This window comes from Algoriphagus sp. TR-M9, assembly GCF_027594545.1.
Taxonomy (GTDB): Bacteria; Bacteroidota; Bacteroidia; order Cytophagales; family Cyclobacteriaceae; genus Algoriphagus; species Algoriphagus halophytocola.
In genome coordinates this window covers 642252-662114 of the sequence record NZ_CP115160.1, presented here as the reverse complement: position 1 = coordinate 662114, position 19863 = coordinate 642252, and the positions used below count along the sequence as shown (strand labels likewise).

Annotated in this window: 21 protein-coding genes; 11 read left to right on the top strand and 10 right to left on the bottom strand. The window is 43.4% G+C overall.

Going from position 1 to position 19863, the window contains the following annotated elements; genetic code table 11:
• Positions 1 to 47: 47 nt before the first annotated feature.
• Positions 48 to 266 (top strand): PspC domain-containing protein, encoded by a 219-nt coding sequence (locus PBT90_RS03050; protein ID WP_264808882.1) that lies wholly within the window; start codon positions 48 to 50, stop codon positions 264 to 266.
• On the opposite strand, the gene PBT90_RS03045 is transcribed toward PBT90_RS03050, so the two are convergent.
• On the bottom strand, positions 263 to 1270 hold the full coding sequence (locus PBT90_RS03045) for a glycosyltransferase family 2 protein (RefSeq protein ID WP_270131525.1): 1008 nt from the start codon (positions 1268 to 1270) through the stop codon (positions 263 to 265). The genes PBT90_RS03050 and PBT90_RS03045 overlap by 4 nt on opposite strands.
• The gene (locus tag PBT90_RS03040) at positions 1267 to 1602 is read right to left on the bottom strand and encodes a YbaB/EbfC family nucleoid-associated protein (RefSeq protein ID WP_270131523.1); all 336 of its coding nucleotides are present in this window, start codon (positions 1600 to 1602) and stop codon (positions 1267 to 1269) included. The genes PBT90_RS03045 and PBT90_RS03040 overlap by 4 nt, the downstream gene beginning before the upstream one ends.
• Before the next feature lie 274 nt (positions 1603 to 1876).
• Between PBT90_RS03040 and PBT90_RS03035 the strand changes: the two genes are divergently transcribed.
• Positions 1877 to 2158, top strand: coding sequence for a hypothetical protein (locus PBT90_RS03035; RefSeq protein ID WP_270131521.1), 282 nt, complete (start codon positions 1877 to 1879; stop codon positions 2156 to 2158).
• Here the strand turns inward: PBT90_RS03035 and hisS are convergent.
• Positions 2155 to 3519 (bottom strand): histidine--tRNA ligase, encoded by a 1365-nt coding sequence (hisS, locus tag PBT90_RS03030; protein ID WP_270131519.1) that lies wholly within the window; start codon positions 3517 to 3519, stop codon positions 2155 to 2157. The two genes, PBT90_RS03035 and hisS, sit on opposite strands and share 4 nt — an antisense overlap.
• 168 nt (positions 3520 to 3687) lie before the next feature.
• Between hisS and PBT90_RS03025 the strand changes: the two genes are divergently transcribed.
• Positions 3688 to 3831, top strand: coding sequence for a hypothetical protein (locus PBT90_RS03025; protein ID WP_264808876.1), 144 nt, complete (start codon positions 3688 to 3690; stop codon positions 3829 to 3831).
• Positions 3832 to 3993: 162 nt separating this feature from the next.
• Here the strand turns inward: PBT90_RS03025 and PBT90_RS03020 are convergent, their stop codons facing one another.
• Positions 3994 to 4506 (bottom strand): metallophosphoesterase family protein, encoded by a 513-nt coding sequence (locus PBT90_RS03020; protein ID WP_270131516.1) that lies wholly within the window; start codon positions 4504 to 4506, stop codon positions 3994 to 3996.
• 68 nt (positions 4507 to 4574) lie between these two features.
• On the opposite strand from PBT90_RS03020, the gene PBT90_RS03015 reads away from it, so the two are divergent.
• The 3 genes from PBT90_RS03015 to PBT90_RS03005 all read left to right on the top strand — a co-directional run bounded on the left by PBT90_RS03015 (position 4575) and on the right by PBT90_RS03005 (position 7403).
• Complete coding sequence (locus PBT90_RS03015; RefSeq protein WP_270131514.1) at positions 4575 to 4973, top strand: rhodanese-like domain-containing protein; 399 nt, start codon at positions 4575 to 4577, stop codon at positions 4971 to 4973.
• The gene (locus PBT90_RS03010) at positions 4970 to 6340 is read left to right on the top strand and encodes an NAD-dependent succinate-semialdehyde dehydrogenase (protein ID WP_264808872.1); all 1371 of its coding nucleotides are present in this window, start codon (positions 4970 to 4972) and stop codon (positions 6338 to 6340) included. The genes PBT90_RS03015 and PBT90_RS03010 overlap by 4 nt, the downstream gene beginning before the upstream one ends.
• Positions 6341 to 6422: 82 nt before the next feature.
• Positions 6423 to 7403 (top strand): pyruvate dehydrogenase complex E1 component subunit beta, encoded by a 981-nt coding sequence (locus tag PBT90_RS03005; protein WP_264808871.1) that lies wholly within the window; start codon positions 6423 to 6425, stop codon positions 7401 to 7403.
• A 294-nt stretch (positions 7404 to 7697) separates the two neighbouring features.
• On the opposite strand, the gene PBT90_RS03000 is transcribed toward PBT90_RS03005, so the two are convergent.
• A complete protein-coding gene (locus tag PBT90_RS03000; protein WP_270131511.1) occupies positions 7698 to 10214 on the bottom strand; it encodes a TonB-dependent receptor domain-containing protein in 2517 nt (838 codons plus the stop codon).
• 327 nt (positions 10215 to 10541) lie between these two features.
• Here PBT90_RS03000 and PBT90_RS02995 point away from each other — a divergent pair, with 327 nt between their 5' ends.
• On the top strand, positions 10542 to 11615 hold the full coding sequence (locus tag PBT90_RS02995; protein ID WP_264808869.1) for a sensor histidine kinase: 1074 nt from the start codon (positions 10542 to 10544) through the stop codon (positions 11613 to 11615).
• Positions 11616 to 11727: 112 nt separating this feature from the next.
• A complete protein-coding gene (locus tag PBT90_RS02990; protein WP_264808868.1) occupies positions 11728 to 12468 on the top strand; it encodes a LytR/AlgR family response regulator transcription factor in 741 nt (246 codons plus the stop codon).
• A 5-nt stretch (positions 12469 to 12473) separates the two neighbouring features.
• Here the strand turns inward: PBT90_RS02990 and PBT90_RS02985 are convergent, their stop codons facing one another.
• From PBT90_RS02985 to ffh, 5 genes are all read right to left on the bottom strand, one after another.
• Positions 12474 to 12887 (bottom strand): type II toxin-antitoxin system VapC family toxin, encoded by a 414-nt coding sequence (locus tag PBT90_RS02985; protein ID WP_264808866.1) that lies wholly within the window; start codon positions 12885 to 12887, stop codon positions 12474 to 12476.
• On the bottom strand, positions 12884 to 13132 hold the full coding sequence (locus PBT90_RS02980; RefSeq protein ID WP_264808865.1) for a DUF6364 family protein: 249 nt from the start codon (positions 13130 to 13132) through the stop codon (positions 12884 to 12886). Before PBT90_RS02980 ends, PBT90_RS02985 begins: the two co-directional genes overlap by 4 nt.
• A 226-nt stretch (positions 13133 to 13358) precedes the next feature.
• The gene (locus PBT90_RS02975) at positions 13359 to 13838 is read right to left on the bottom strand and encodes a lipocalin family protein (RefSeq protein WP_264808864.1); all 480 of its coding nucleotides are present in this window, start codon (positions 13836 to 13838) and stop codon (positions 13359 to 13361) included.
• A 123-nt stretch (positions 13839 to 13961) separates the two neighbouring features.
• Complete coding sequence (locus PBT90_RS02970) at positions 13962 to 14441, bottom strand: hypothetical protein (RefSeq protein ID WP_264808863.1); 480 nt, start codon at positions 14439 to 14441, stop codon at positions 13962 to 13964.
• 177 nt (positions 14442 to 14618) lie between these two features.
• The gene (gene ffh / locus PBT90_RS02965) at positions 14619 to 15959 is read right to left on the bottom strand and encodes a signal recognition particle protein (protein ID WP_264808861.1); all 1341 of its coding nucleotides are present in this window, start codon (positions 15957 to 15959) and stop codon (positions 14619 to 14621) included.
• Between the two features lie 160 nt (positions 15960 to 16119).
• Here ffh and PBT90_RS02960 point away from each other — a divergent pair, with 160 nt between their 5' ends.
• Genes PBT90_RS02960 through PBT90_RS02950 form a run of 3 tightly spaced genes read left to right on the top strand, consistent with a single transcriptional unit; the run spans position 16120 to position 19823 of the window.
• On the top strand, positions 16120 to 18531 hold the full coding sequence (locus PBT90_RS02960; protein WP_264808860.1) for a YfhO family protein: 2412 nt from the start codon (positions 16120 to 16122) through the stop codon (positions 18529 to 18531).
• Complete coding sequence (locus PBT90_RS02955; protein WP_264808859.1) at positions 18518 to 19237, top strand: class I SAM-dependent methyltransferase; 720 nt, start codon at positions 18518 to 18520, stop codon at positions 19235 to 19237. Before PBT90_RS02960 ends, PBT90_RS02955 begins: the two co-directional genes overlap by 14 nt.
• 58 nt (positions 19238 to 19295) lie before the next feature.
• Positions 19296 to 19823, top strand: coding sequence for an FKBP-type peptidyl-prolyl cis-trans isomerase (locus PBT90_RS02950; protein WP_264808858.1), 528 nt, complete (start codon positions 19296 to 19298; stop codon positions 19821 to 19823).
• The last annotated feature ends 40 nt before the right edge of the window (positions 19824 to 19863 follow it).

The window sequence follows — 19863 nt, the reverse complement described above, 5'->3', positions numbered from 1 at the left end:
TCACGAGTCTTTTTTGTAAATTTACCGCAACTAAACTGCCACACACCATGGAAAAGCTGAAAATATTCTTCGAAGAGCGAGCATTTGGTGTATGCTCCCGTCTTGGCGAAAAGTTTAATTTCCCGATTGACAGTATTCGTTTATTCTTTATTTATGCATCTTTTGTCACTATGGGGTCACCGGTGATTTTATATGTGTCCATGGCGATGACGATGAAAATCAGAAAATTTTTCAGGAAGAAAAACAATCCTTTACTTTTTGATTAAAGCTGTCCAAAGGTCTTCTTTCCTCTTACTCTCCAATCCCAAAACACCAGGGTCACTTTGCCTTGTCTAGGTACTTCGGGTTTATCATTTTCTACCGGAACAAATTTACTCATAGATTTTTTCTGCATTCTAAAATCTCTGTAGGCATTTAGTATGGCATCGGAATAGGCTTTTTTCCCGTCTTTGACATAATTCATGGCCGCCAGATGCTCTAGCATAGATTTTACCAAAAATATCCTTCTGAAGGCCCATACAGATTCATTTTTGTAAATCATGCTCAGGCTGTTTCTGACATTCAGGTAGAGTTTGCGGGGACTGGACCTATCAAGGGTACCGCCTCCGAGGTGAAATACCGACACCTGTCCCAGGTAAGCAATTTTCCAACCTGATCTACGCATCCTCCAGCATAGGTCTATTTCTTCCATGTGGGCAAAAAAACTTGGGTCAAAGCCGGACAATTCATGGAAAACTGAGGATTTTACCACCATACAAGCTCCGGAAGCCCAGTCTACATCTATGCTGTCATTATATTGCCCCTGGTCTTTCTCTAGATGATCCCAGATCCTGCCCCGGCAATAGGGATATCCATACGCATCCAAGAATCCACCTCCTGCTCCCGCATAGTCAAACTGAGCTTTATCAGGGTAGGAAAGGATTTTAGGTTGTGCTGCTGCGTATTCGGGATGCTTATCCATCCAGTTGATCAAGTCCAAATCCCAGCCCTCAGTCACTTCTACATCCGAATTGAGCAGAATGTAGTACTGGTACTGGTCTTTGAGCTCCTGAAGTCCCTCATCATAGCCTGCTGCAAAACCTAGGTTAGCCACTTGCTGTAGGCATTTCACCTGCGGAAAATCAGTTGCCAATACCTCCAGAGACAGGTCAGTACTGGCATTGTCTATGACCCAAATATCGAATTTACTATGCGCACAAACAGAAGGAAGAAATGTCTTCAACATTTCTTCCCCATTGTAATTCAATATGACTATCGCGCAGGATTTCATCCAAACATGCTACCTAGGTCCATCCCGGGAATGTTCGGCATCATCCCTTCCGTAGCTTTTTTCATCTCTTCTTTGATCTGCCCTTCTATGGATTCCATTGCAATATTGGTCGCTGCCACGATCAGATCGCTGAGCATTTCCTTATCCTTTGGAGAAAGCAGAGATTCATCCATATCGATTTTCACCACTTTGCGGTCACCATTTACAGTCACCTTCACCAGCCCTGCTCCGGACTCACCGCTAGCGGTAAGGTGCACCAGTTGCGCCTGGGTCTCTTTGATTTTCGCCTGGGCTTCTTTGACTTTGCCCATCATTCCCATGATATCAAACATATGTTCTTTTTTTAATTGTCTTTGTAACCTAGTAAACAGAAACTTAAGAAAGGACTGGCGGGTTCCCTCCCTTTCCTAAGCCCTTGAAAATATTTTTTATTCGGTGAATTAAATCCTGAAAATCATTGCCGGATTTTACGTAAATTTTCTTGGTTTTACTTCGATATATCAGTCAAGCCCGCTAAAACAAATGGAATGTTAAAGGAGTTTTAACACTAAGATTTCAAAACTGCCTCCTTTGCCTTGGTGAACATATTAATCAAACCTCTCGCATATGAAAACTATTGAAACCATTCAAAAGGAATCCATTTCCCAACTCACATTCTCCAAAAAAGAAGTGCTGGTCGATCCCGAAGAGAGAAAGCAGCGGATGGCTGATCTCTATCGCTCACAGACCTTAGGAAATTTACTTCAATCTAAAGTAAAGCTGATTTTCGAAACCTCCGATGGCCAAAACTACCAAGTCGACACTACGGTCTGGGCTGTCGGCAATGATTTTATTTCCCTCAAAGGAGGTATTACCATTCCGGTCCACGCTATTCTGAAAGTAACTTAATCCTTCAGTCTCTCAAGACAGGCTTCCATGCTCAGCTGTTCCTGCTCACCCGTATCGAGATTCTTCAGCGACACGGTGCCTGTTTTTATTTCCTCATCTCCACAGATCGCCACATAAGGAATAGCCTTCTTGGATGCAAAATCAAGCTGTTTTTTCATTTTAGTCACGTCGGGATAAAGCTCCGCTTTGATTCCTGCTTCCCGGATTTTTTGCAATAGTCCCATCGCATAGCTATAGGCCTGCGCATCAAAGTGCGCCAATAAAACCTTTGTACTTTGTAATTGATCATCCGGAAACAGTCCCAACTCTTCCAGTACATCATACAATCTATCCACACCAAAGGAGAAACCAACGCCGGAAACTCCCTTCAGTCCAAATACTCCGGTCAAATTATCATACCTACCTCCTCCACTCACTGAGCCAATGGAAACATGGTTCACTTTCACTTCGAAAATCGCTCCAGTGTAGTAGGATAAGCCCCTGGCAAGCATGATATCCAAATCCACGAAATCCAGGCTTTCGCCCATGGCTTTCAAAATCTGAAATACTTCCTCCAGTTCTCTCACTCCTTCAAGCCCCACTTCACTACTAGCTAGAAACTCTTTCAAAAAGGACAGCGTTCCTGCTTGATCTGCTTCAAGATGAACCAGTGGCGCCAGCTTTTCGATGGATGAGGTACCAAAGCCTCGCTCAGAAAGTTCTTCTTTTACCTTTTCCCAACCAATTTTATCCAGTTTATCTATAGCTACGCATAGCGGGCCTTCTTTTCCTGCCTCACCTATAGCTTCCGAAATCCCGGTCAGGACCTTCCGGTTGTTAATTTTTATACTGTAGTCCTCCAGCTTCAGCTTCTTGAAAACTGAGCGGATCATCAGAATTATTTCTGCTTCGCAAAGCAAACTATCCGTCCCTACCACATCGGCATCGCACTGGTAGAACTCTCTGTAACGGCCTTTTTGCGGACGGTCAGCTCTCCACACGGGCTGGATCTGGTATCTTTTGAAGGGAAAGCTGAGCTCATTCCTGTTCATCACTACGAATCTCGCAAAAGGAACGGTCAGGTCGTAGCGCAGGCCCTTCTCAGAGACCTTAGGCAGTGTGGTCTGATAGCCTGCTGTAAGGTCAGCGTCCGATACTTTTTTCAGGTAATCACCGCTATTGAGAATCTTAAAAAGCAATTGGTCACCTTCATCCCCGTACTTTCCGGTGAGGGTGTTCAGATTTTCCATGGCAGGAGTTTCAATCTGACTAAAACCAAAAAGTTGAAAAGTTTCCTTGATGGAGTCTAGGATAAAGTTCCTTCTGGCCATCTGGATAGGGCCAAAATCCCTGGTTCCTTTTGGCAAACTTGGCTTTTGCATAGCTTAATTTTTGGTGATTAGCTGCCAAATTTATTCAAAAAATGGGAAACGAAGGGATGATTCCCCAAAGTCCTTCAATTAAATCCTAAATTATTTTAGGCTAAAAAGAAATGATTGTTTACTTTTGCGACTCGTTTCGAAACAATAGATAATTTAATACATACGACCATGGCAGTTACAACTCTGAAGAGAAAACTTAGAAGAAAAAGACAATCTCAGAACACCCGTGTGATTAAGATCAAGCAGTTGTCTGCTAAGCCTGTAATCAAAAACGTGGATGTAGAAGAACTTAAAAAGTCTTTCGGGAAATAATAATTCCTGCTTAAAAACATTGAAGGCGATCATCTGATCGCCTTTTTTTTTGTGCTCTGTAACCCCAAGGGACACAGAACCGGACAAGGAGCGTAATTGCTTAGTCACTTTATTATTTGTGCAGAAAGGTCTTCGCGGTGACTGATCACTGTGACCGAAAACTTAAACATTTAACTTCCCTCTCTTCCCCAACTCTACCACCCGCAGGTTTTTCACCTGCCCAGCATCCAGCTCAAATAGCAGCATAGTCCGCATCGTATGAAACCCCTGCTGACCTATAGCCCCGGGATTCATGTAGAGACAGTTTAGCGCGGAATCAAATTGAACTTTGCAGATATGAGAATGTCCGCAGATAAAAAGCTGAGGAGCGGATTCCTTTATTCTGGCTTTGATTCCCTTGGCGTACCGGGGAGGTTTCCCCCCGATATGTGTCATCAGCACCTTTACATTTTCCAAAGTAAACTCCTGCCATTCGGGATATTCCTGCTGTGTGGCCGCATCGTCAATATTGCCAAAAACCGCCCGTACTGGCTTTCCAGGCGGTAAAGCTTTCATGACTGAATCATCCCCAATATCCCCTGCATGCCATATTTGATCTGCATCTTGGAGATAGGTCAGCGTTTTGTGATCAATGTAACTGTGTGAGTCTGAGATGAGCGCGATCTTCGTAGACATTTGATTTAATTCTTGCTAAATTTTCATTTCAATATGAAACCCCAAATGTTTACATCAAACTCAATATCATGAAAACTCCCAAATTTCTTTTGACCGTTGTTCTTCTGGTCACGCTGGCCTCGGGCTACTGTTTTGCCCAAAATCAAGCCGTCAAAACACTCAGCCCTGCCCAAACCGAAAAATTAGCAAAGGATTCTGAAGCGGTCGTGCTGATTGACGTGAGAACACCAGAAGAAGTGGCAGAAGGACATTTGAAAGGAGCAAAACCCATTGATATCAAAAGCGAAACATTTCAGCAGCAAACAGCAAAACTGGACAAAAACAAAACGTACATCTTGTACTGCAAAGCCGGCGTGAGATCCGAACAAGCTGCCAGGCGCATGCTTGAAAGCGGTTTCACTTCCATCTATTCTCTGGAAGGCGGCATAGACGCTTGGAAAGCTGCAGGAAAACCCATAGAAAAATGACACTACTCAAATCCATTAATCCTTACACTCAGGAAACACTAGCAGAATTTCCCCACCTGTCCAATGACGAAATCGAGCAGAAGCTGGATGCCGGCACGTTGGCTTTTTCGCTGTGGAAAAAAAATGACTTTGCCGAACGGTCCAAGCTCATGAACCGAGCTGCCCAGGTTTTGCGGGAGCAAAAAGAGAAATATGCCAAGATCATTTCACAGGAAATGGGTAAGGTGATCAAGGAATCCCAAGCGGAAATCGAAAAATGCGCCTGGGTGTGTGAATACTATGCTGAAAATGCCGAGGAATTTTTGGCCCCTGAGCCCATCAATCTAGCCGATGGCAAAAAAGCCAAGATACTCCACCAGCCACTTGGGATCATTTTGGCTGTCATGCCCTGGAATTTCCCGTTCTGGCAGGTGTTCAGATTTGCAGCCCCTACTCTTATGGCCGGCAACGTGGGAATGCTCAAGCACGCTTCCAATGTGCCCCAGTGTGCATTGGCCATAGAAGAGGTTTTTACCAAAGCAGGTTTCCCAGAAGGCGTATTCCAAAGTCTGCTCATCAACTCCGAGGCAGCTACTGAGCTGATTTCTGACCAAAGAATAAAAGCCGTAACTCTCACGGGAAGCGAGAAAGCAGGAAGTGCAGTAGCTGCCTCTGCTGGTAAACACATTAAAAAATCTCTGCTGGAACTCGGCGGAAGTGACCCTTTTATAGTACTGCAAGATGCAGATGTACAGGCAGCAGCTGAGACAGCGGTAAAGGCCAGAATGTTGAATTTTGGGCAAAGCTGCATAGCTGCTAAGCGCTTTATCATAGCAGAAGAAATTTATGATCAGTTTGCCACTTTTTTCATGGCAGAATTAGAAAAGCTGACCCCAGGCGACCCGCTGGACAAAAGCGCTGACTTTGCCTGTATGGCGAGACCTGACTTGGCCGAAGAGCTCTATGCCCAGGTGAAGAAATCTGTGGATTTAGGAGCTAAAATTCTTTTTGGAGGAGAAAAACCCGAGCAAGACCGTGCGCATTTCCAGCCCACTGTTCTAGCAGAAATCCCCACTTCCAGCCCTGCCTATTCCGAAGAGCTTTTTGGCCCGGTAGCTACTTTCTTCAAAGTAAAAAGTGAGCAAGAAGCTATTGCATTGGCAAATGATTCTGAGTTTGGCCTAGGGGCCTCCATCTGGACCAAAGACTTGGAAAAAGCAGAACTTCTGGCCGGCCAAATTGAATCTGGAGGAGTCTTTATCAACGCCATGGTGTCTTCCAATCCCCTTTTACCATTTGGGGGAGTGAAAAAATCCGGCTATGGCAGAGAGCTGAGTAGATTAGGTATTCTGGAGTTCATCAATTCCAAAACCGTTTATTTGGGATAAGACCCACCTATTAACATGCCTTAATTTTTGGTTTTGGGCAATTCCTTTCTATTTTTACGAGCCAAAATTTTGTCATAATCTAATGAGAGAAATACAGTTTCGAGAAGCCCTAAGAGAGGCGATGTCCGAAGAAATGAGACGTGATGAGAACGTCTTTTTGATGGGCGAAGAAGTAGCTGAATATAACGGAGCTTATAAAGTATCGCAGGGAATGCTGGATGAATTCGGCCCTGAGCGAGTTTATGATACCCCAATTGCAGAGTTGGGATTTGCAGGACTGGGAGTTGGAGCTGCGATGAACGGATTGAAGCCAATCATCGAGTTTATGACCTTCAATTTCTCCTTAGTCGCTATGGACCAAATCATTAACTCCGCAGCAAAAATGCTAGCCATGTCCGGTGGAGCCTATAGCGTGCCTGTGGTATTCAGAGGCCCTACCGGTAATGCCGGTCAACTAGGAGCCACACACTCTTCCAACTTTGAGAATTGGTTTGCAAATACTCCAGGCCTGAAAGTAATCGTCCCTTCTAATCCGTACGATGCTAAAGGGCTGATGAAAGCCGCCATTCGTGACCCTGATCCTGTGATTTTCATGGAGTCTGAGGTGATGTATTCTGACAAAGGTGAAGTACCTGAAGGAGAATACTTACTGCCAATAGGAGTAGCCGACATCAAGCGAAAAGGAGATGACGTCACTGTGATATCCTTTGGCAAAATGATGAAAGTAGCTTTACAGGCAGCTGAAGAAATGGCGAAAGAAGGTATAGAAGCCGAAGTCATCGACTTGCGTACCGTTCGTCCTATAGATTATGAAACTTGCCTAGAATCTGTCAAGAAAACCAATAGAGTGGTCATCGTTGAGGAAGCTAACCCCGTGGCTGGTATTTCATCTGAATTGACTTACCACTTCCAGCGTTATGCTTTTGATTACCTGGACGCTCCAGTGATACGAGTAAACTCTATGGATGTACCATTGAGCTATGCGCCTACCTACATTGAGGCTACTTTGCCAAGTGTGAAGCGTACAGTAGATGCCATCAAGCAGGTTTGCTACTTGGATTAATCCGCGATAAACATTCCTAAAAAGCCCGACTTCAGATCAATGAAGTCGGGCTTTTGTTTTTAAATCTGGCTGTTCTGCTGCACAAATAGAAGGTCGGATGCAGTAAGGAGACTTAATTATATTAAGTTCAGGGCTGCCAACCGCCCAGGCAGTTCAGAAGTCTTAAACCAAGTAAGCTTAAGCGTTCTCAGCATAGCCGCTGTGCCCTTAGTGGTTAAAAAAACACCAAGCATAAAAAAAGCCCGTCATCAGTTGATGACGGGTTTTCCCTTATTACCCAATCTACTATTGTTACTATTTATTTTGCATCATTTCAGCACCTTGCCCGCCTTCAGAACCGCCTTTGAGGTCATCATTATTGATTGACTTCTTTCTTCTTGGCTTCTGGTCCATACTTAGTTTACCTATTCTATAGCTAAAGTTGATTTTGAAATTCATATTTCGCATAATGTTCGTACTGTTCTGCACGATGGTAGGTGTGACGATTTCATTCTTCATCTTGAATTCTTTTGTAAGGAAGTTGTCTGCTCCAAAGCCAATAGTTCCTCTCTTCTCATCGAATTGCTTATTGATTCCCATTCCATACATGTAGAAACCTCCTGATGAACCTTGCAATTGAACTTGACGCCCTCTGGCAAAAGTAAATGCCTGGATCTGCCAGTCATTTGGAAGGGAATAGTTACCGAAGAGACGACCGCTGATCACGAAGCCATCATTGGATGCTGCGTAGTTTGGATCCGAAAGGCCATTATCCAAAAAGGCATAGTATGCATCCACGCTTCCGTTTAAAGAAAACTTGTTATTGATACTTATATTGGTGAAAATGTTTGTTCCGTAAGCTCTCTCATGACCAATGTTATCGTATGTCGTAAAAATAATATCATCATCCTGAGGTGTTCTGACAGGTTGAATTGAGCCTGTTGTATTTCTGAAGAAACCGCTGAAACTAATCATTGTACTTTTGAAGAAGGTGCTATATCCCAGTTCGAAATTATCAGTCAATTCAGGATCTAATTCAGGATTACCTTGAGTCCATTGATTCAAATTTGATCTATCAAGATTTGGATTCAAGTACCTAAGAGAGGGACGGGAAATTCTTCTATTATAGGAAGCCTTGATCATGTTACCATTAGCAAGCTTTCTGCTCAAGTTTAAGCTGGGAACAAAAGTACCATAGGCCGGAATTTCGACAGGACTTGTTTCTTTTCCGAAATTTGCATTTATGGTGGTGTACTCATATCTGATACCTGGTTTGATCGTGTAATTCTTAAATAACGTGGTAGTATAAGAAACATAGCCGGCGGTCACGTTTTGGTCGTAGCTAAAATCATTACTCAAGTCCGGATCTGGATTTTCTATGTATTCACCGTTAGCACCTTCTGCGCGGAAATACGCAAAATCGGAATAAGCCTTTCTCAAAATGTTTTTAGCACCGTATTCCAAGATTGACTGACCATCTTTGCCTAATGGATCCACGAAGTCAAGTTGTACTGTAAACTCTTCGTTCTTGTTTGGATTGTCATTTTTCAATTTATAATCAACACTTGACATATCATCTGATAAAATTGTATTGATATTTGAATTCTCTCCATTATTTCGGCTATAAAGTGTCAATAGCGCAATTTCCTTCCCCTTTTTCTCGAAAGTCTTGGTATAATTCAGACTGACATCCACAGAATTGGAGTTGTCTTTGACATCTGTTTCTCTGAATTGAGTATTAGTCAAAATATCATCTCGGAAATTCTGAACAAGCAGGTTATTCTCGCTATTTGTTCTATTTCTGATACCAAAATTCACGGCTCCAGTTATGAAATTATATTTGTCGATTTCGTAGTCCACTCCAAAATTATATCTACCAAAGAGATTATTACTTTTAGTATCAGCCGATTGTAATGTTTTAGATAGAGAATTATCTTCATTGGTAATTATTTGGGAGTTGTTGTAGCTACCATTGATATTGTAGCCCGCTCTACCAAATCCACCTAATGTAAATCCGAATTTACCTTTTCTTGCGCTTGCATTTAGCCCAAAATCAGAACCTCTTAAACCAGTGCCCGTGCGAATGTTAGCAGACATACCTTGTAGGTTGTTCTTTTTGGTTACGATGTTAATCACACCAGAAGTACCTTCCGCATCGTATTTCGCAGAAGGTGAAGTAATCACTTCCACGGCTTTGATCTCATCTGCAGGTATCTGCTTCAATGCATCGGTGATACTACTAGCCGCAATGGCTGAAGGTCTGTTATCGATCAATACGGTGATATTGCTGGAGCCACGCATGGACACATTCCCATCCAAATCCACCGAAAGCATAGGTACTCTTCGCAGTACGTCCGTACCATCACCACCGGCAGTGGTTTTATCATTTTCTGCTTTATAGATGGTACGATCCACGCGCTCTTCGATCAATTCTCTCTGGCCTTGTACAGTTACTTCTTCCAAAGCAAAGCCTTCGTCCACCAAGCTCACGTCTCCAATATTCACGTCACCCGTTTTAGAAACTACTTCTATACCTTTGACAGTCAAAGTCTCATAACCCAAAAAGCTTACTTTGAGATCGTAGGTCCCCGGCTCCATGCCTGTGATAAAAAACTTACCGTCTCCATCAGCCACTCCACCTGCTATGTTGGTATCAGAACCTGAAGTATAGAGTGCGGCAGTGGCGTAAGGGATAGGCTCACCGGAGTTGCTGTCCTTAGCAACACCTACAATTTTTGCGGGGGTACTTCCATTCTTTGCAGTCTGCTGAGCCAGCAGGCTACCAGTAGAAAGTAAGATGAAAAGTGAAAGAAAGTTTACTAATTTTTTCATTTGTAGTAGATAGTTGATTTTCCGACCGATGAATCTTGAAAGGCCATTTTTACAGGCAAGCCCATGAATTCATCGATGTTTCCAAATCGGGCTTCGTCATTTGTTACCCCAAAACAACAGGGTTTGTTTCGCCTTTTCTCAAGCAATAGACGGTTAGCGGAGTTTCATCGACAAACACCCCCTTTTGTCGGATAAAACTCATAAATTAACCGATAAACCTACTCATCTATACATTAAGGCAGTTCGTAGTGTGGATCACCTGTTTGGTAGATTACATTTTATATACAAGCTTTCGTTTCGTTAGTTTGGATACTGAAAACCAGATTTATGATCAATCTTAGTCCCAAGAGACGAGTTTCTATTCTGGTACACATTCTTGGCTGGTCCATGCTGTGTACCGTTTTACTTCTACTTTCCCCCCTTTCCTGGAGAGTGGACATCCCTATGGAGTTCTGGATTCGGCAGCTCTTTATGGCTATTTTGCTGGTGGTTATTTTTTACATCAACATGCTATGGTTTGTCCCAAATGTTTTGTTGAAAGGCAAACATGCTGTCTTTATACTCACGGTTTCCTTGGGCTGTGTGCTTTTTGTAGGCGTACTGATCTATACAGATTTCTTTCTACACCTGCCCGAACTCATGCACAAGGCATTTAATCCCGACGAGCCCTATGTCCCAAAACCTAGAAGAATCTCGGGAGACATTTTTAATATTATGCTATATCTAATGACCATAGGGATCAGTACTTCTGTAGCTTCTGTACAGAAATGGCAAAAGGATGAAGCCCTGCGCAGGGAACTGGATCAGCAAAGAATCAATACAGAGCTATCCTATCTCAAAGCTCAAATCAACCCACATTTCTTCTTCAATACGCTGAATAATATCTATGCCCTGACCAACCTGGATGTGAAAAAGGCCCAGGAAGCATTATTGAAACTATCCAGAATGATGCGGTACGTGCTGTATGAAAATCAAAAAAATGAAACCCTGCTCAGCCGTGAAGTGAGTTTTGTCAATGATTACATAGAGCTGATGAAAATGCGGCTTACCGATAAAGTAACCCTGAACATCTCCATAGATGACCCCAAGGATGACCTGGCAGTGGCACCTATGCTTTTACTTCCATTTCTGGAAAACTGCTTCAAACATGGCGTCAGCAGTCAAGAACCCAGTGAAATTTTCATCAAACTTGAAATTATGGGGAGCACGGTGTTTTTTGAAACCCGTAATCATATCTTTCCAGTGAACAAGGACAGTCCAGAGGCAAAAGAGAATGGGATAGGCTTGGTGAATACCCAGCGTAGATTGAGCCTTTTGTACCCGAATAAACATCGCCTGAAATTTGGCAAAGACGAAAGCAAACAGGAGTATTGGGTAAACCTCACGATCAATCTGGAATGAAATCGAGCATGAGCAAAACCGCGCAAGAAGGTAAAATTCTCCTTACGGGATCCCATCCCGTATCCTTCCTCAAGGGAAGAGTTATGGCCGCTAAAAGACAAATTATAAACAGATGAAACTTAACTGCGTAGCCATTGACGACGAGCCTCTAGCGCTTGAATTGCTCAGCAAATTTATCGAGCAGACCTCTTTTCTCAATTTGATCGGGAAGTTTGACAATGCCATAGAGGCTTTGGGTTTCATCAATCAAAACGATGTGCAACTGGCATTCATGGACATACAGATGCCAGACCTATCGGGAATGGAGCTTGCCAGAGTTTTGGATGGAAAAAAGAATTCAGACAAAACACGGATCATTTTTGCAACGGCCTATCACCAATTTGCCATAGAGGGCTACAAGGTGGAAGCCTTAGACTACCTGCTAAAGCCGTATAGTTATGAGGATTTTTTAAATGCTGCGACCAAAGCCTTTACTTATTTTGAGCGCCAAAGCCAGACCAAAACTGAAGCTGCACCAGCGGAATCTGCTCCTGATTACATTTTCCTGAAAGTAGAATACCAGCTGGTAAAAGTAATGCTTCAGGACATCGCCTATGTAGAAGCTTATAAGGACTACGTAAAAGTCCATTTGCTATCCAAGCCAAATCCGCTGTTATCACTTACCAGCCTGAAAAACATGGAGGAGCTGCTACCCGCAGACAAATTCATGCGCGTCCACAGGTCGTACATTGTAGCTCTGGATCATATTGACTCTGTAGCCAAAAATGTAATTCATGTGGGCCAAAACTCCATTACTGTGAGTGACAATTACAAGGAGGCATTCCTGGATTTTATGAGTAGATGGATGAATTGATAGTTTTAGCTGATACTGCTCAAATATTCCTCGGCTGTCATCACAGACAAATTCGAACTCCGGAAGTCTTTTCCATTTCGGGTGATGATAATAGAACAATTTGACTGTAATGCCGCAAAATATTGAACAGCGTCTTCAAAATCCCCAAAACTGGAGTTCAGCCCTTTTTCAATTATTTCTTCATCGACGGCACATACCTCACAAAGAATTTTGAACATTCGAAGCTTCTTCAAAACCAAGTCTTTTGACAGATATTTACCTAGCACATATTCAATTGTAGTAAAGGATAGGGGAGAAACAACTAGTGTGATTTTTTTCTGATCTGCCAAGGTTAACACCTTTGCGATTGCATCATAAAAAGGGACTCTTTCCCCCAATAGGTCCAAAATAACATTGGTATCTAAAAAAATCCTTCTCATTTGTATTTCTGCTCCAAATAGGTCGCATGATCCTTTTTGTAATCGTAATCAGCAGGAATTTTAATCCCAGATGAAAGGCTTTTTACATAGGGAGAAATTTCCAGTAGATCAGTAGCTTGATCTGAAGTCAAGGAGTTTAAGTAACTTTCTATCAATCGAGACAAGCTCAACTTCTTTTCAGCTGCAAATAATTTAGCTTTTTCAATAACCTCTTGATCAAGCTTTAAAGTCAATTTAACGTCCATATCGATAATTTTATACGTACAAATATATCATAAATAATACGTAAATCACACCAACTGGTTTCTGAGAACAAAGCTAAATTCTCGTAGAAAAAAAACCATCACCGTAAGTGGTCACTACAAGGAGGCATTCCTGGAGTTTATGAGTAGATGGATGAATTAACATGAAAAAGCAAAAAAGGCTTTGCTCCAAGTTGAAAAAAGCCACTAGGGCACCTTCCAACTCTTGTCAATCAGCCCTAAAATAAGACAATGTACCAGTACAGATTGCATTAGGTGAACATATGGGAATAAGCTCAGAATAATCTTCCACGATACTATACTCTGGAAAGTATTCAGCTCCCTCATAAAGTATCAAATCCTCCTTTGGAATATAATTCACATCCATCATATTCATATAATACATTTCATCATAGGAAATAGTAACTACCCCTTCTACAATAGTAAAAGTACCTGTAAAGTGGCCTCTATATCCCAACACTTCGTCAGAATCTACTTCTGTGGTGTAATTTTCTCCCGTGACGGTGCCATCAGAATTGAATTGCATTAGATCCACAAATCTAAATATATCTCCTCCCCAGCCTGCGTTACCTTCGTAGGACAATTCATAGACACCTACTATTCTGGAATCTGGAGATGGCTCCACCACGTCCTTACAGCTATAAATGAAGATAGCCAATGCGATTAAGGGTAAAAGTCTGCTTTTCATAATTCTAATATAGATAGTATGTGTTAAAATAAGACTCAGTTAATCATAAAATGAACTAAAATATTAGCCTCAAATAATCTCAAGATATCGGTCTATTATTGACTTTGTCATCTTACAATCCGGCTACTCTACTATCCTAACAAACGGAATAGGTTGAGCACATCTGGCATTGTCAGGGCATTTATAGGACAGTTCAGAATAGTCGTCTGATACATAAAACTCAGTGGTAAAAGTCCCCTCCATGATAGTCAAGTCCTCCTTACCCACATAATAAATATCGGCGACGTTCATCATCAATGGATCTGTGTAGGTCAATGTAGCCACCTGATCCTTCACCTGATAGTTCCCTTGGTAGCTGGCTCTAAACCCCAAAACCACGTCTCCTCCACGGTTCAAAGTAACATCTTCTCTGGAGAAGGTACCGTCTGCATTGAATATAAAATGATTGATTAGGTCATACTGAACCTCTCCAGTCTGGGAAGTCGCTTGGAGAGTTTGCTCATAAAAGCCCTGAAGTCTAAGGTTTGGAGAAATTTCTTCTACGTCTTTGCAGCTAGCAAAGAAGATAAGGACAACAAGCAAAGGGAGCAGTTTAGTTTTCATGGAAACCGGGGTTTAAATTGGCGCAATAGGATTTAGAATAAAAACCTGAATTCAATCTAGATACGAAGGCTAAGGACTAAACGCTACTGGCTTGTCTAATTAAATTATCCATCAAATAAAAAACCCAGCCATTTCTGGCTAGGTCTATAACTCTTATAACTGCTCTATTATCGCAAATCACCGTTTCCCCATTCCTGGAGGAAGCATCTTGCTCATCGCAGCTTTGGCACCTCCCATTTTGTTCATCTGCTTCATCATCTTACGCATATCAGCAAACTGCTTCATCAGGTTATTCACCTCCACGATAGTCCTACCAGAACCTGCCGCCAACCTTTTTCTTCTACTTCCATCTATGATATCCGGATGCTCACGCTCTGCAGGGGTCATGGAGCGGATGATCGCTTCAATTGGTTTGAAGGAATCATCGTCTATATCCATTCCCTTCATGGCTTTGCCCATGCCAGGGATCATTCCTAGCAAGTCCTTGATATTTCCCATTTTCTTCACCTGTTCTAGCTGAGAAAGAAAATCATCAAAGTTAAAGTTATTGGTTCTGATTTTGGAATTGATTCGCTTGGCTTCATCCTCATCGAAGGACTGCTGGGCTCTTTCTACCAGGGAAATCACATCTCCCATTCCCAGGATCCTTTGTGCCATACGATCTGGGTGGAACACATCCAGGTTCTCCATCTTCTCCCCTGTGGAAATAAACTTGATCGGTTTATTCACGACGTGACGGATGGAAATCGCCGCTCCACCTCGAGTATCACCATCTAGTTTAGTCAATACGACTCCGTCAAAATCCAATCGCTCATCGAAAGTCTTGGCCGTATTGACCGCATCCTGACCAGTCATGGAATCCACTACAAAAAGTGTCTCTGACGGATTCAAGCCCTTTTTCAGCGCCTCGATCTCATTCATCATGGCTTCATCCACTGCCAAACGACCCGCCGTATCGACCACCACCGTTTTCTTTCCGGTTTTCTTGGCGTAGGCTATCGCATTAGTTGCAATCTCCATTGCATTCTTATTCTCTGGCTCTGCATAGACCTCCACTCCTATCTGCTCTCCCAATACTTTCAACTGATCGATCGCAGCAGGACGGTAAATATCACAGGCTACGAGCAAAACCTGTCGCCCTTGCTTCTTCAGGTAGCTACCGAGTTTTCCGGTAAAAGTGGTTTTACCCGAGCCTTGAAGGCCTGAAATCAAGATCACAGCAGGATCACCACTCAACTTGATATCCTCCTTGGTGCCGCCCATCAGTTTGGTCAGCTCCTCTTGCGTTATTTTTACCAATAACTGCCCGGGAGATACAGAGATCAAAACATCACGGCCTAGCGCTTCGCTCTTGATGGTATCGGTGACTTCTTTGGCGACTTTATAGTTGACGTCGGCATCGATCAGGGCTCTTCTGATCTCCTTGACGGTTGTGGCGACGTTTATTTCGGTGATTTTACCGGTTCCTTTCAGTGTCTTGAAAGCCCGGTCTAGTTTCAAACTTAAATTATCAAACATTCCTTGTATGGCTATTTGCTGCAAAAGTAATGATTTTCATCAGGGATAGAAAGCAGAGATTCATCTATTACAGGCTGGCTTGTCCTATTTTGTTCGCTGGTTTTGGGTATAAATTCCTAATTTGCGACCGCATCCATTAATTCAAAGAAAATCCCTTTTCATGCAGCTGAATTTCAAGAAAGATCTGCTCCCTCATATTCTGGGAATCGCCATTTTCTATGCCATTGTTGTCGCTTACTTTGCTCCGCTTGTACTTCAAGATCAGGTGATTTTCCAGGGGGACATTCTCAAATGGGAAGGTTCTGCAAAGGAAGCCATAGACTTTAGAGAAGCTACCGGCGAGGAGGCACTATGGACCAATAGTGTTTTTGGGGGAATGCCGGCATACTTTGTCAGCCTGGAATTTGCCGGTGACATCACCAATACGCTGGTAAGCATACTCACCCTAGGCCTACCCCACCCGGTCAACAGCCTGTTTCTGGGCATGGTCGGCATGTATGTACTACTGCTGACTTTCAGGGTCAGACCGGCATTTGCGATAGTGGCCAGCCTGGCTTTTGCATTTAGCTCCTACAACCTCCTCAGCTTGGCAGCCGGCCACAACGCAAAGATCTGGGCAGTGAGTCTGATCCCGGTAATTCTGCTGGGAATACACCTTACTTTTATTAAAAAATGGATACTAGGAGCCGGGGTTTTGGCTCTGGGCACTTTGCTCCAATTGAAATTCAACCACGTACAAATCACCTACTATACCGTAATCATTGCGGTGATTTACAGTATTGTACGTATTACTAAGGACTGGAAAACAGAAGGAATGGCCCCTATAGGCAAGGCCATAGGCTTCCTAGCCTTAGCAGCAGTGTTAGCCGTGGGTGCCAATATTGGCCGATTGGCAACGGCTTTGGAATACGCCCCCTATTCTACCCGAGGGCAAGCAACTTTAGAGTCCAAGTCAGCCGGACTGGATAGAGAATACGCGTTTTCCTGGTCCAATGGAAAACTGGAAACCTTAACCCTTTTGGTACCGAACTTCTACGGAGGGGGCAGCAGTACCCCGCTTGGGGCCGGCTCAGCCTCAGAGAGAGCTTTGCGCAGCCAAGGACTTGACCCAGCACAAATCAATGGGTTTATTGCGGGGGCTCCTACCTATTGGGGGGATCAGCCCTTCACGGGCGGGCCGATTTACGGTGGTGTCATCTTAGTTTTCTTGGCGATTATTGGGATTTGGGCTGCGCCAAAAGAAAGTCTTTACACCTTTGGAGCTATTATCATTTTATCCCTGCTCCTTTCCTGGGGCAAAAACCTGAGTTGGTTCAATTACCTGCTATTCGACATTCTCCCGGGCTACAATAAATTCAGAGCCGTTTCCATGGCGTTAGGAATGACTCTTTTTGCCATTCCGGCTTTGGCAGCTATATCCCTGGAGAGGCTATACCAGAGCAAGGACTTCAAACCACTGTATGCTTCCACTGCCATCGTAGGAGGGCTTTTGTTGATTCTTGCAGTAGGCGCAGGGCTATTCAGGTTTGAAGGGGCAGCAGATCAGAGTTTACCGGATTGGTTAATTGATGCGATCAGGCAAGACCGCAAATCCATGCTTTCAGCCAGTGCCTGGAGAAGCTTAGGCTTTGTAGCAGCAGCTTTTGCTTTGCTTTACTTTGCCCTGAAGGAAAAAATTTCAGACCTGCTTTTAGGCTTAGGCCTGTTTGCATTGGTCTGCATAGATTTATGGTCAGTCAACCGGCACTATTTAAATGAAGAATCTTTCTCTGCCAATCCGTCCCAGCAGTATTTTGCGGAAACTCCGGCAGATCAAGAAATCCTTAAAGACGATTCGTACTTCCGGGTATTGGACCTTACCGAGGGATTGACAGCCACCGGCAAATCTGCCTATCGTTTCCATAGCCTAGGCGGGTACCACGGAGCTAAAATGCGGAGATATCAGGATTTGCTGGATCATAGATTAAATCCTGAGTTAAATGCATTTGTCACCAAGGCACAGGAAGGGAACTTTGATTTTGAGGGAATTCAGACCTTCAATATGATGAATACCAAGTATGTGATTGCTGGAAATGCCGCCAATGCTGTATTTGAAAACCCAGCAGCAAACGGTCCGGCCTGGATTCCAAATCAAATCGTATCCGTGCAGTCCAATCAGGAAGAAATAGATGAACTGGGCAAGATCAACACCAAAACTCAGGCTACGATCAATACGGAGGAATTTGGCGAGGTACCGGCAGGTGCGGGACAGATCACGCACACCTCATACGCCCCAAATGAGCTTCACTACACTGCAGACATGGCTCAGGAAGGCTTGGCTGTATTCTCTGAAATCTACTACCCGGAGGGATGGAAAGCCACCATTGACGGAGAGGAAGCCGCTATTCTGAGAACGGATTACTTACTGCGCGGATTGCTAATCCCTGCTGGCACACACGAGATTGTATTCAAATTTGAGCCGAAAAGCTACTATGCCACTAAGACTCCGATGATCATTTTCCAGTACCTGATCTTACTATGCCTGATTGGAGGTATATTTCTCACCATCAAAGAAAAAAATGCAAAAGGATAAAGATAAAGTCGTCAGTTTCTACGATCAGTTTGCAGAAAAACAGGCTGTGACAGGCATCAACTCCAGGCATTTGAGTATTCTGGACAAAGTGATGGCGGCAGGTTTGAATGCCAATGACAGTGTTTTGGAAGTGGGCTGCGGTATTGGTACGGTCAGCCACTTGCTGGCTTCACAGGTCAAGCAAGGAGAGGTATTGGCAGTGGACATTTCCCCGGAAAGCATAGAAAAAGCAAAAGTGCTCTGGAAAGATCAGACCAACTTGAAGTTTGAGGTTTCTGATATGTCAAACTTTGATAAGCCGGGAAAGACCTTTGATTTCTTTGTTTTTCCGGATGTATTGGAGCATATCCCTGTGGATCAGCACCAGCGGCTTTTCCGCAACATCCACAAGCATGCACATCAGGATTCGGTGATATTTATCCATATCCCCGCCCCTCGATACCTCCAGTGGATGATAGAAAACGAACCTCAGAAACTACAGGTAATCGACCAGCCTCTGGATTCAGGGGAATTGATCAAGAGCATCACCTCCAACGGATTTTACCTGGAAAAAATGGAAACTTATCCCATTTTTTTCAAAGAAAAAGATTACCAATACTTTGTGTTTCGCGCTAGCAAAAAACTCCTAAAATCCACACCCAGAAATAAATGGGAAGTTTTAAAGGAGCGAATCAGCATACGACTGAGACACGGAATTTTCAAATAAAAGGGATTCGGGATGATAATCCTGGGATCCGGATCTATCATTAGAAAATTAAGAACAGATGAAAATCACAGAAAATACAGTAGTGGGATTGACCTACGAACTCAAGGTAAGCAAGGATGCAGACGAGATAGAATCAGCTCCATTCAGTGTGGAAATCCGTGATTCGGAAGATCCTTTTTACTTTCTCTTTGGCGCAAGTGACCTGCCGCCAAAATTCGAAGAGTTGCTAGCCGGTAAGTCCCAAGGAGAGGAATTTTCCTTTGTGCTTCCCATGGCAGACGCATACGGCGAAGTAGATGAGGACTTGATTGTAAATCTGCCCAAAACGCAGTTTTCAGATGAAAATGGCTTTACCGGAGAGATGTTGAAAGAAGGGAATTTCTTGCCTTTAATGGATGAAAATGGATACCCTATGCAAGCCAAAATTCTGAAGGATCTGGGGGAAGAGATTTTGCTGGATTTTAACCATCCGCTGGTTGGGTTTGACTTGCACTTTGAGGGCAATATAGAGGAAGTTCGTGAAGCCACTAAGGATGAATTGGCACATGGCCATGTACATGGGGTTCACGGGGAGCATGACGAGTAGGTTAAAGGATATGATTTAAAAAACATAAAGCCCGAATCTG

Coding starts and splice junctions, on each gene's coding strand:
- PBT90_RS03050 (WP_264808882.1), top strand. CDS start 48: ATGGAAAAGCTGAAAATATTCTTCGAAGAGCGAGCATTTGGTGTATGC.
- PBT90_RS03045 (WP_270131525.1), bottom strand. CDS start 1,270: ATGAAATCCTGCGCGATAGTCATATTGAATTACAATGGGGAAGAAATG.
- PBT90_RS03040 (WP_270131523.1), bottom strand. CDS start 1,602: ATGTTTGATATCATGGGAATGATGGGCAAAGTCAAAGAAGCCCAGGCG.
- PBT90_RS03035 (WP_270131521.1), top strand. CDS start 1,877: ATGAAAACTATTGAAACCATTCAAAAGGAATCCATTTCCCAACTCACA.
- hisS (WP_270131519.1), bottom strand. CDS start 3,519: ATGCAAAAGCCAAGTTTGCCAAAAGGAACCAGGGATTTTGGCCCTATC.
- PBT90_RS03025 (WP_264808876.1), top strand. CDS start 3,688: ATGGCAGTTACAACTCTGAAGAGAAAACTTAGAAGAAAAAGACAATCT.
- PBT90_RS03020 (WP_270131516.1), bottom strand. CDS start 4,506: ATGTCTACGAAGATCGCGCTCATCTCAGACTCACACAGTTACATTGAT.
- PBT90_RS03015 (WP_270131514.1), top strand. CDS start 4,575: ATGAAAACTCCCAAATTTCTTTTGACCGTTGTTCTTCTGGTCACGCTG.
- PBT90_RS03010 (WP_264808872.1), top strand. CDS start 4,970: ATGACACTACTCAAATCCATTAATCCTTACACTCAGGAAACACTAGCA.
- PBT90_RS03005 (WP_264808871.1), top strand. CDS start 6,423: ATGAGAGAAATACAGTTTCGAGAAGCCCTAAGAGAGGCGATGTCCGAA.
- PBT90_RS03000 (WP_270131511.1), bottom strand. CDS start 10,214: ATGAAAAAATTAGTAAACTTTCTTTCACTTTTCATCTTACTTTCTACT.
- PBT90_RS02995 (WP_264808869.1), top strand. CDS start 10,542: ATGATCAATCTTAGTCCCAAGAGACGAGTTTCTATTCTGGTACACATT.
- PBT90_RS02990 (WP_264808868.1), top strand. CDS start 11,728: ATGAAACTTAACTGCGTAGCCATTGACGACGAGCCTCTAGCGCTTGAA.
- PBT90_RS02985 (WP_264808866.1), bottom strand. CDS start 12,887: ATGAGAAGGATTTTTTTAGATACCAATGTTATTTTGGACCTATTGGGG.
- PBT90_RS02980 (WP_264808865.1), bottom strand. CDS start 13,132: ATGGACGTTAAATTGACTTTAAAGCTTGATCAAGAGGTTATTGAAAAA.
- PBT90_RS02975 (WP_264808864.1), bottom strand. CDS start 13,838: ATGAAAAGCAGACTTTTACCCTTAATCGCATTGGCTATCTTCATTTAT.
- PBT90_RS02970 (WP_264808863.1), bottom strand. CDS start 14,441: ATGAAAACTAAACTGCTCCCTTTGCTTGTTGTCCTTATCTTCTTTGCT.
- ffh (WP_264808861.1), bottom strand. CDS start 15,959: ATGTTTGATAATTTAAGTTTGAAACTAGACCGGGCTTTCAAGACACTG.
- PBT90_RS02960 (WP_264808860.1), top strand. CDS start 16,120: ATGCAGCTGAATTTCAAGAAAGATCTGCTCCCTCATATTCTGGGAATC.
- PBT90_RS02955 (WP_264808859.1), top strand. CDS start 18,518: ATGCAAAAGGATAAAGATAAAGTCGTCAGTTTCTACGATCAGTTTGCA.
- PBT90_RS02950 (WP_264808858.1), top strand. CDS start 19,296: ATGAAAATCACAGAAAATACAGTAGTGGGATTGACCTACGAACTCAAG.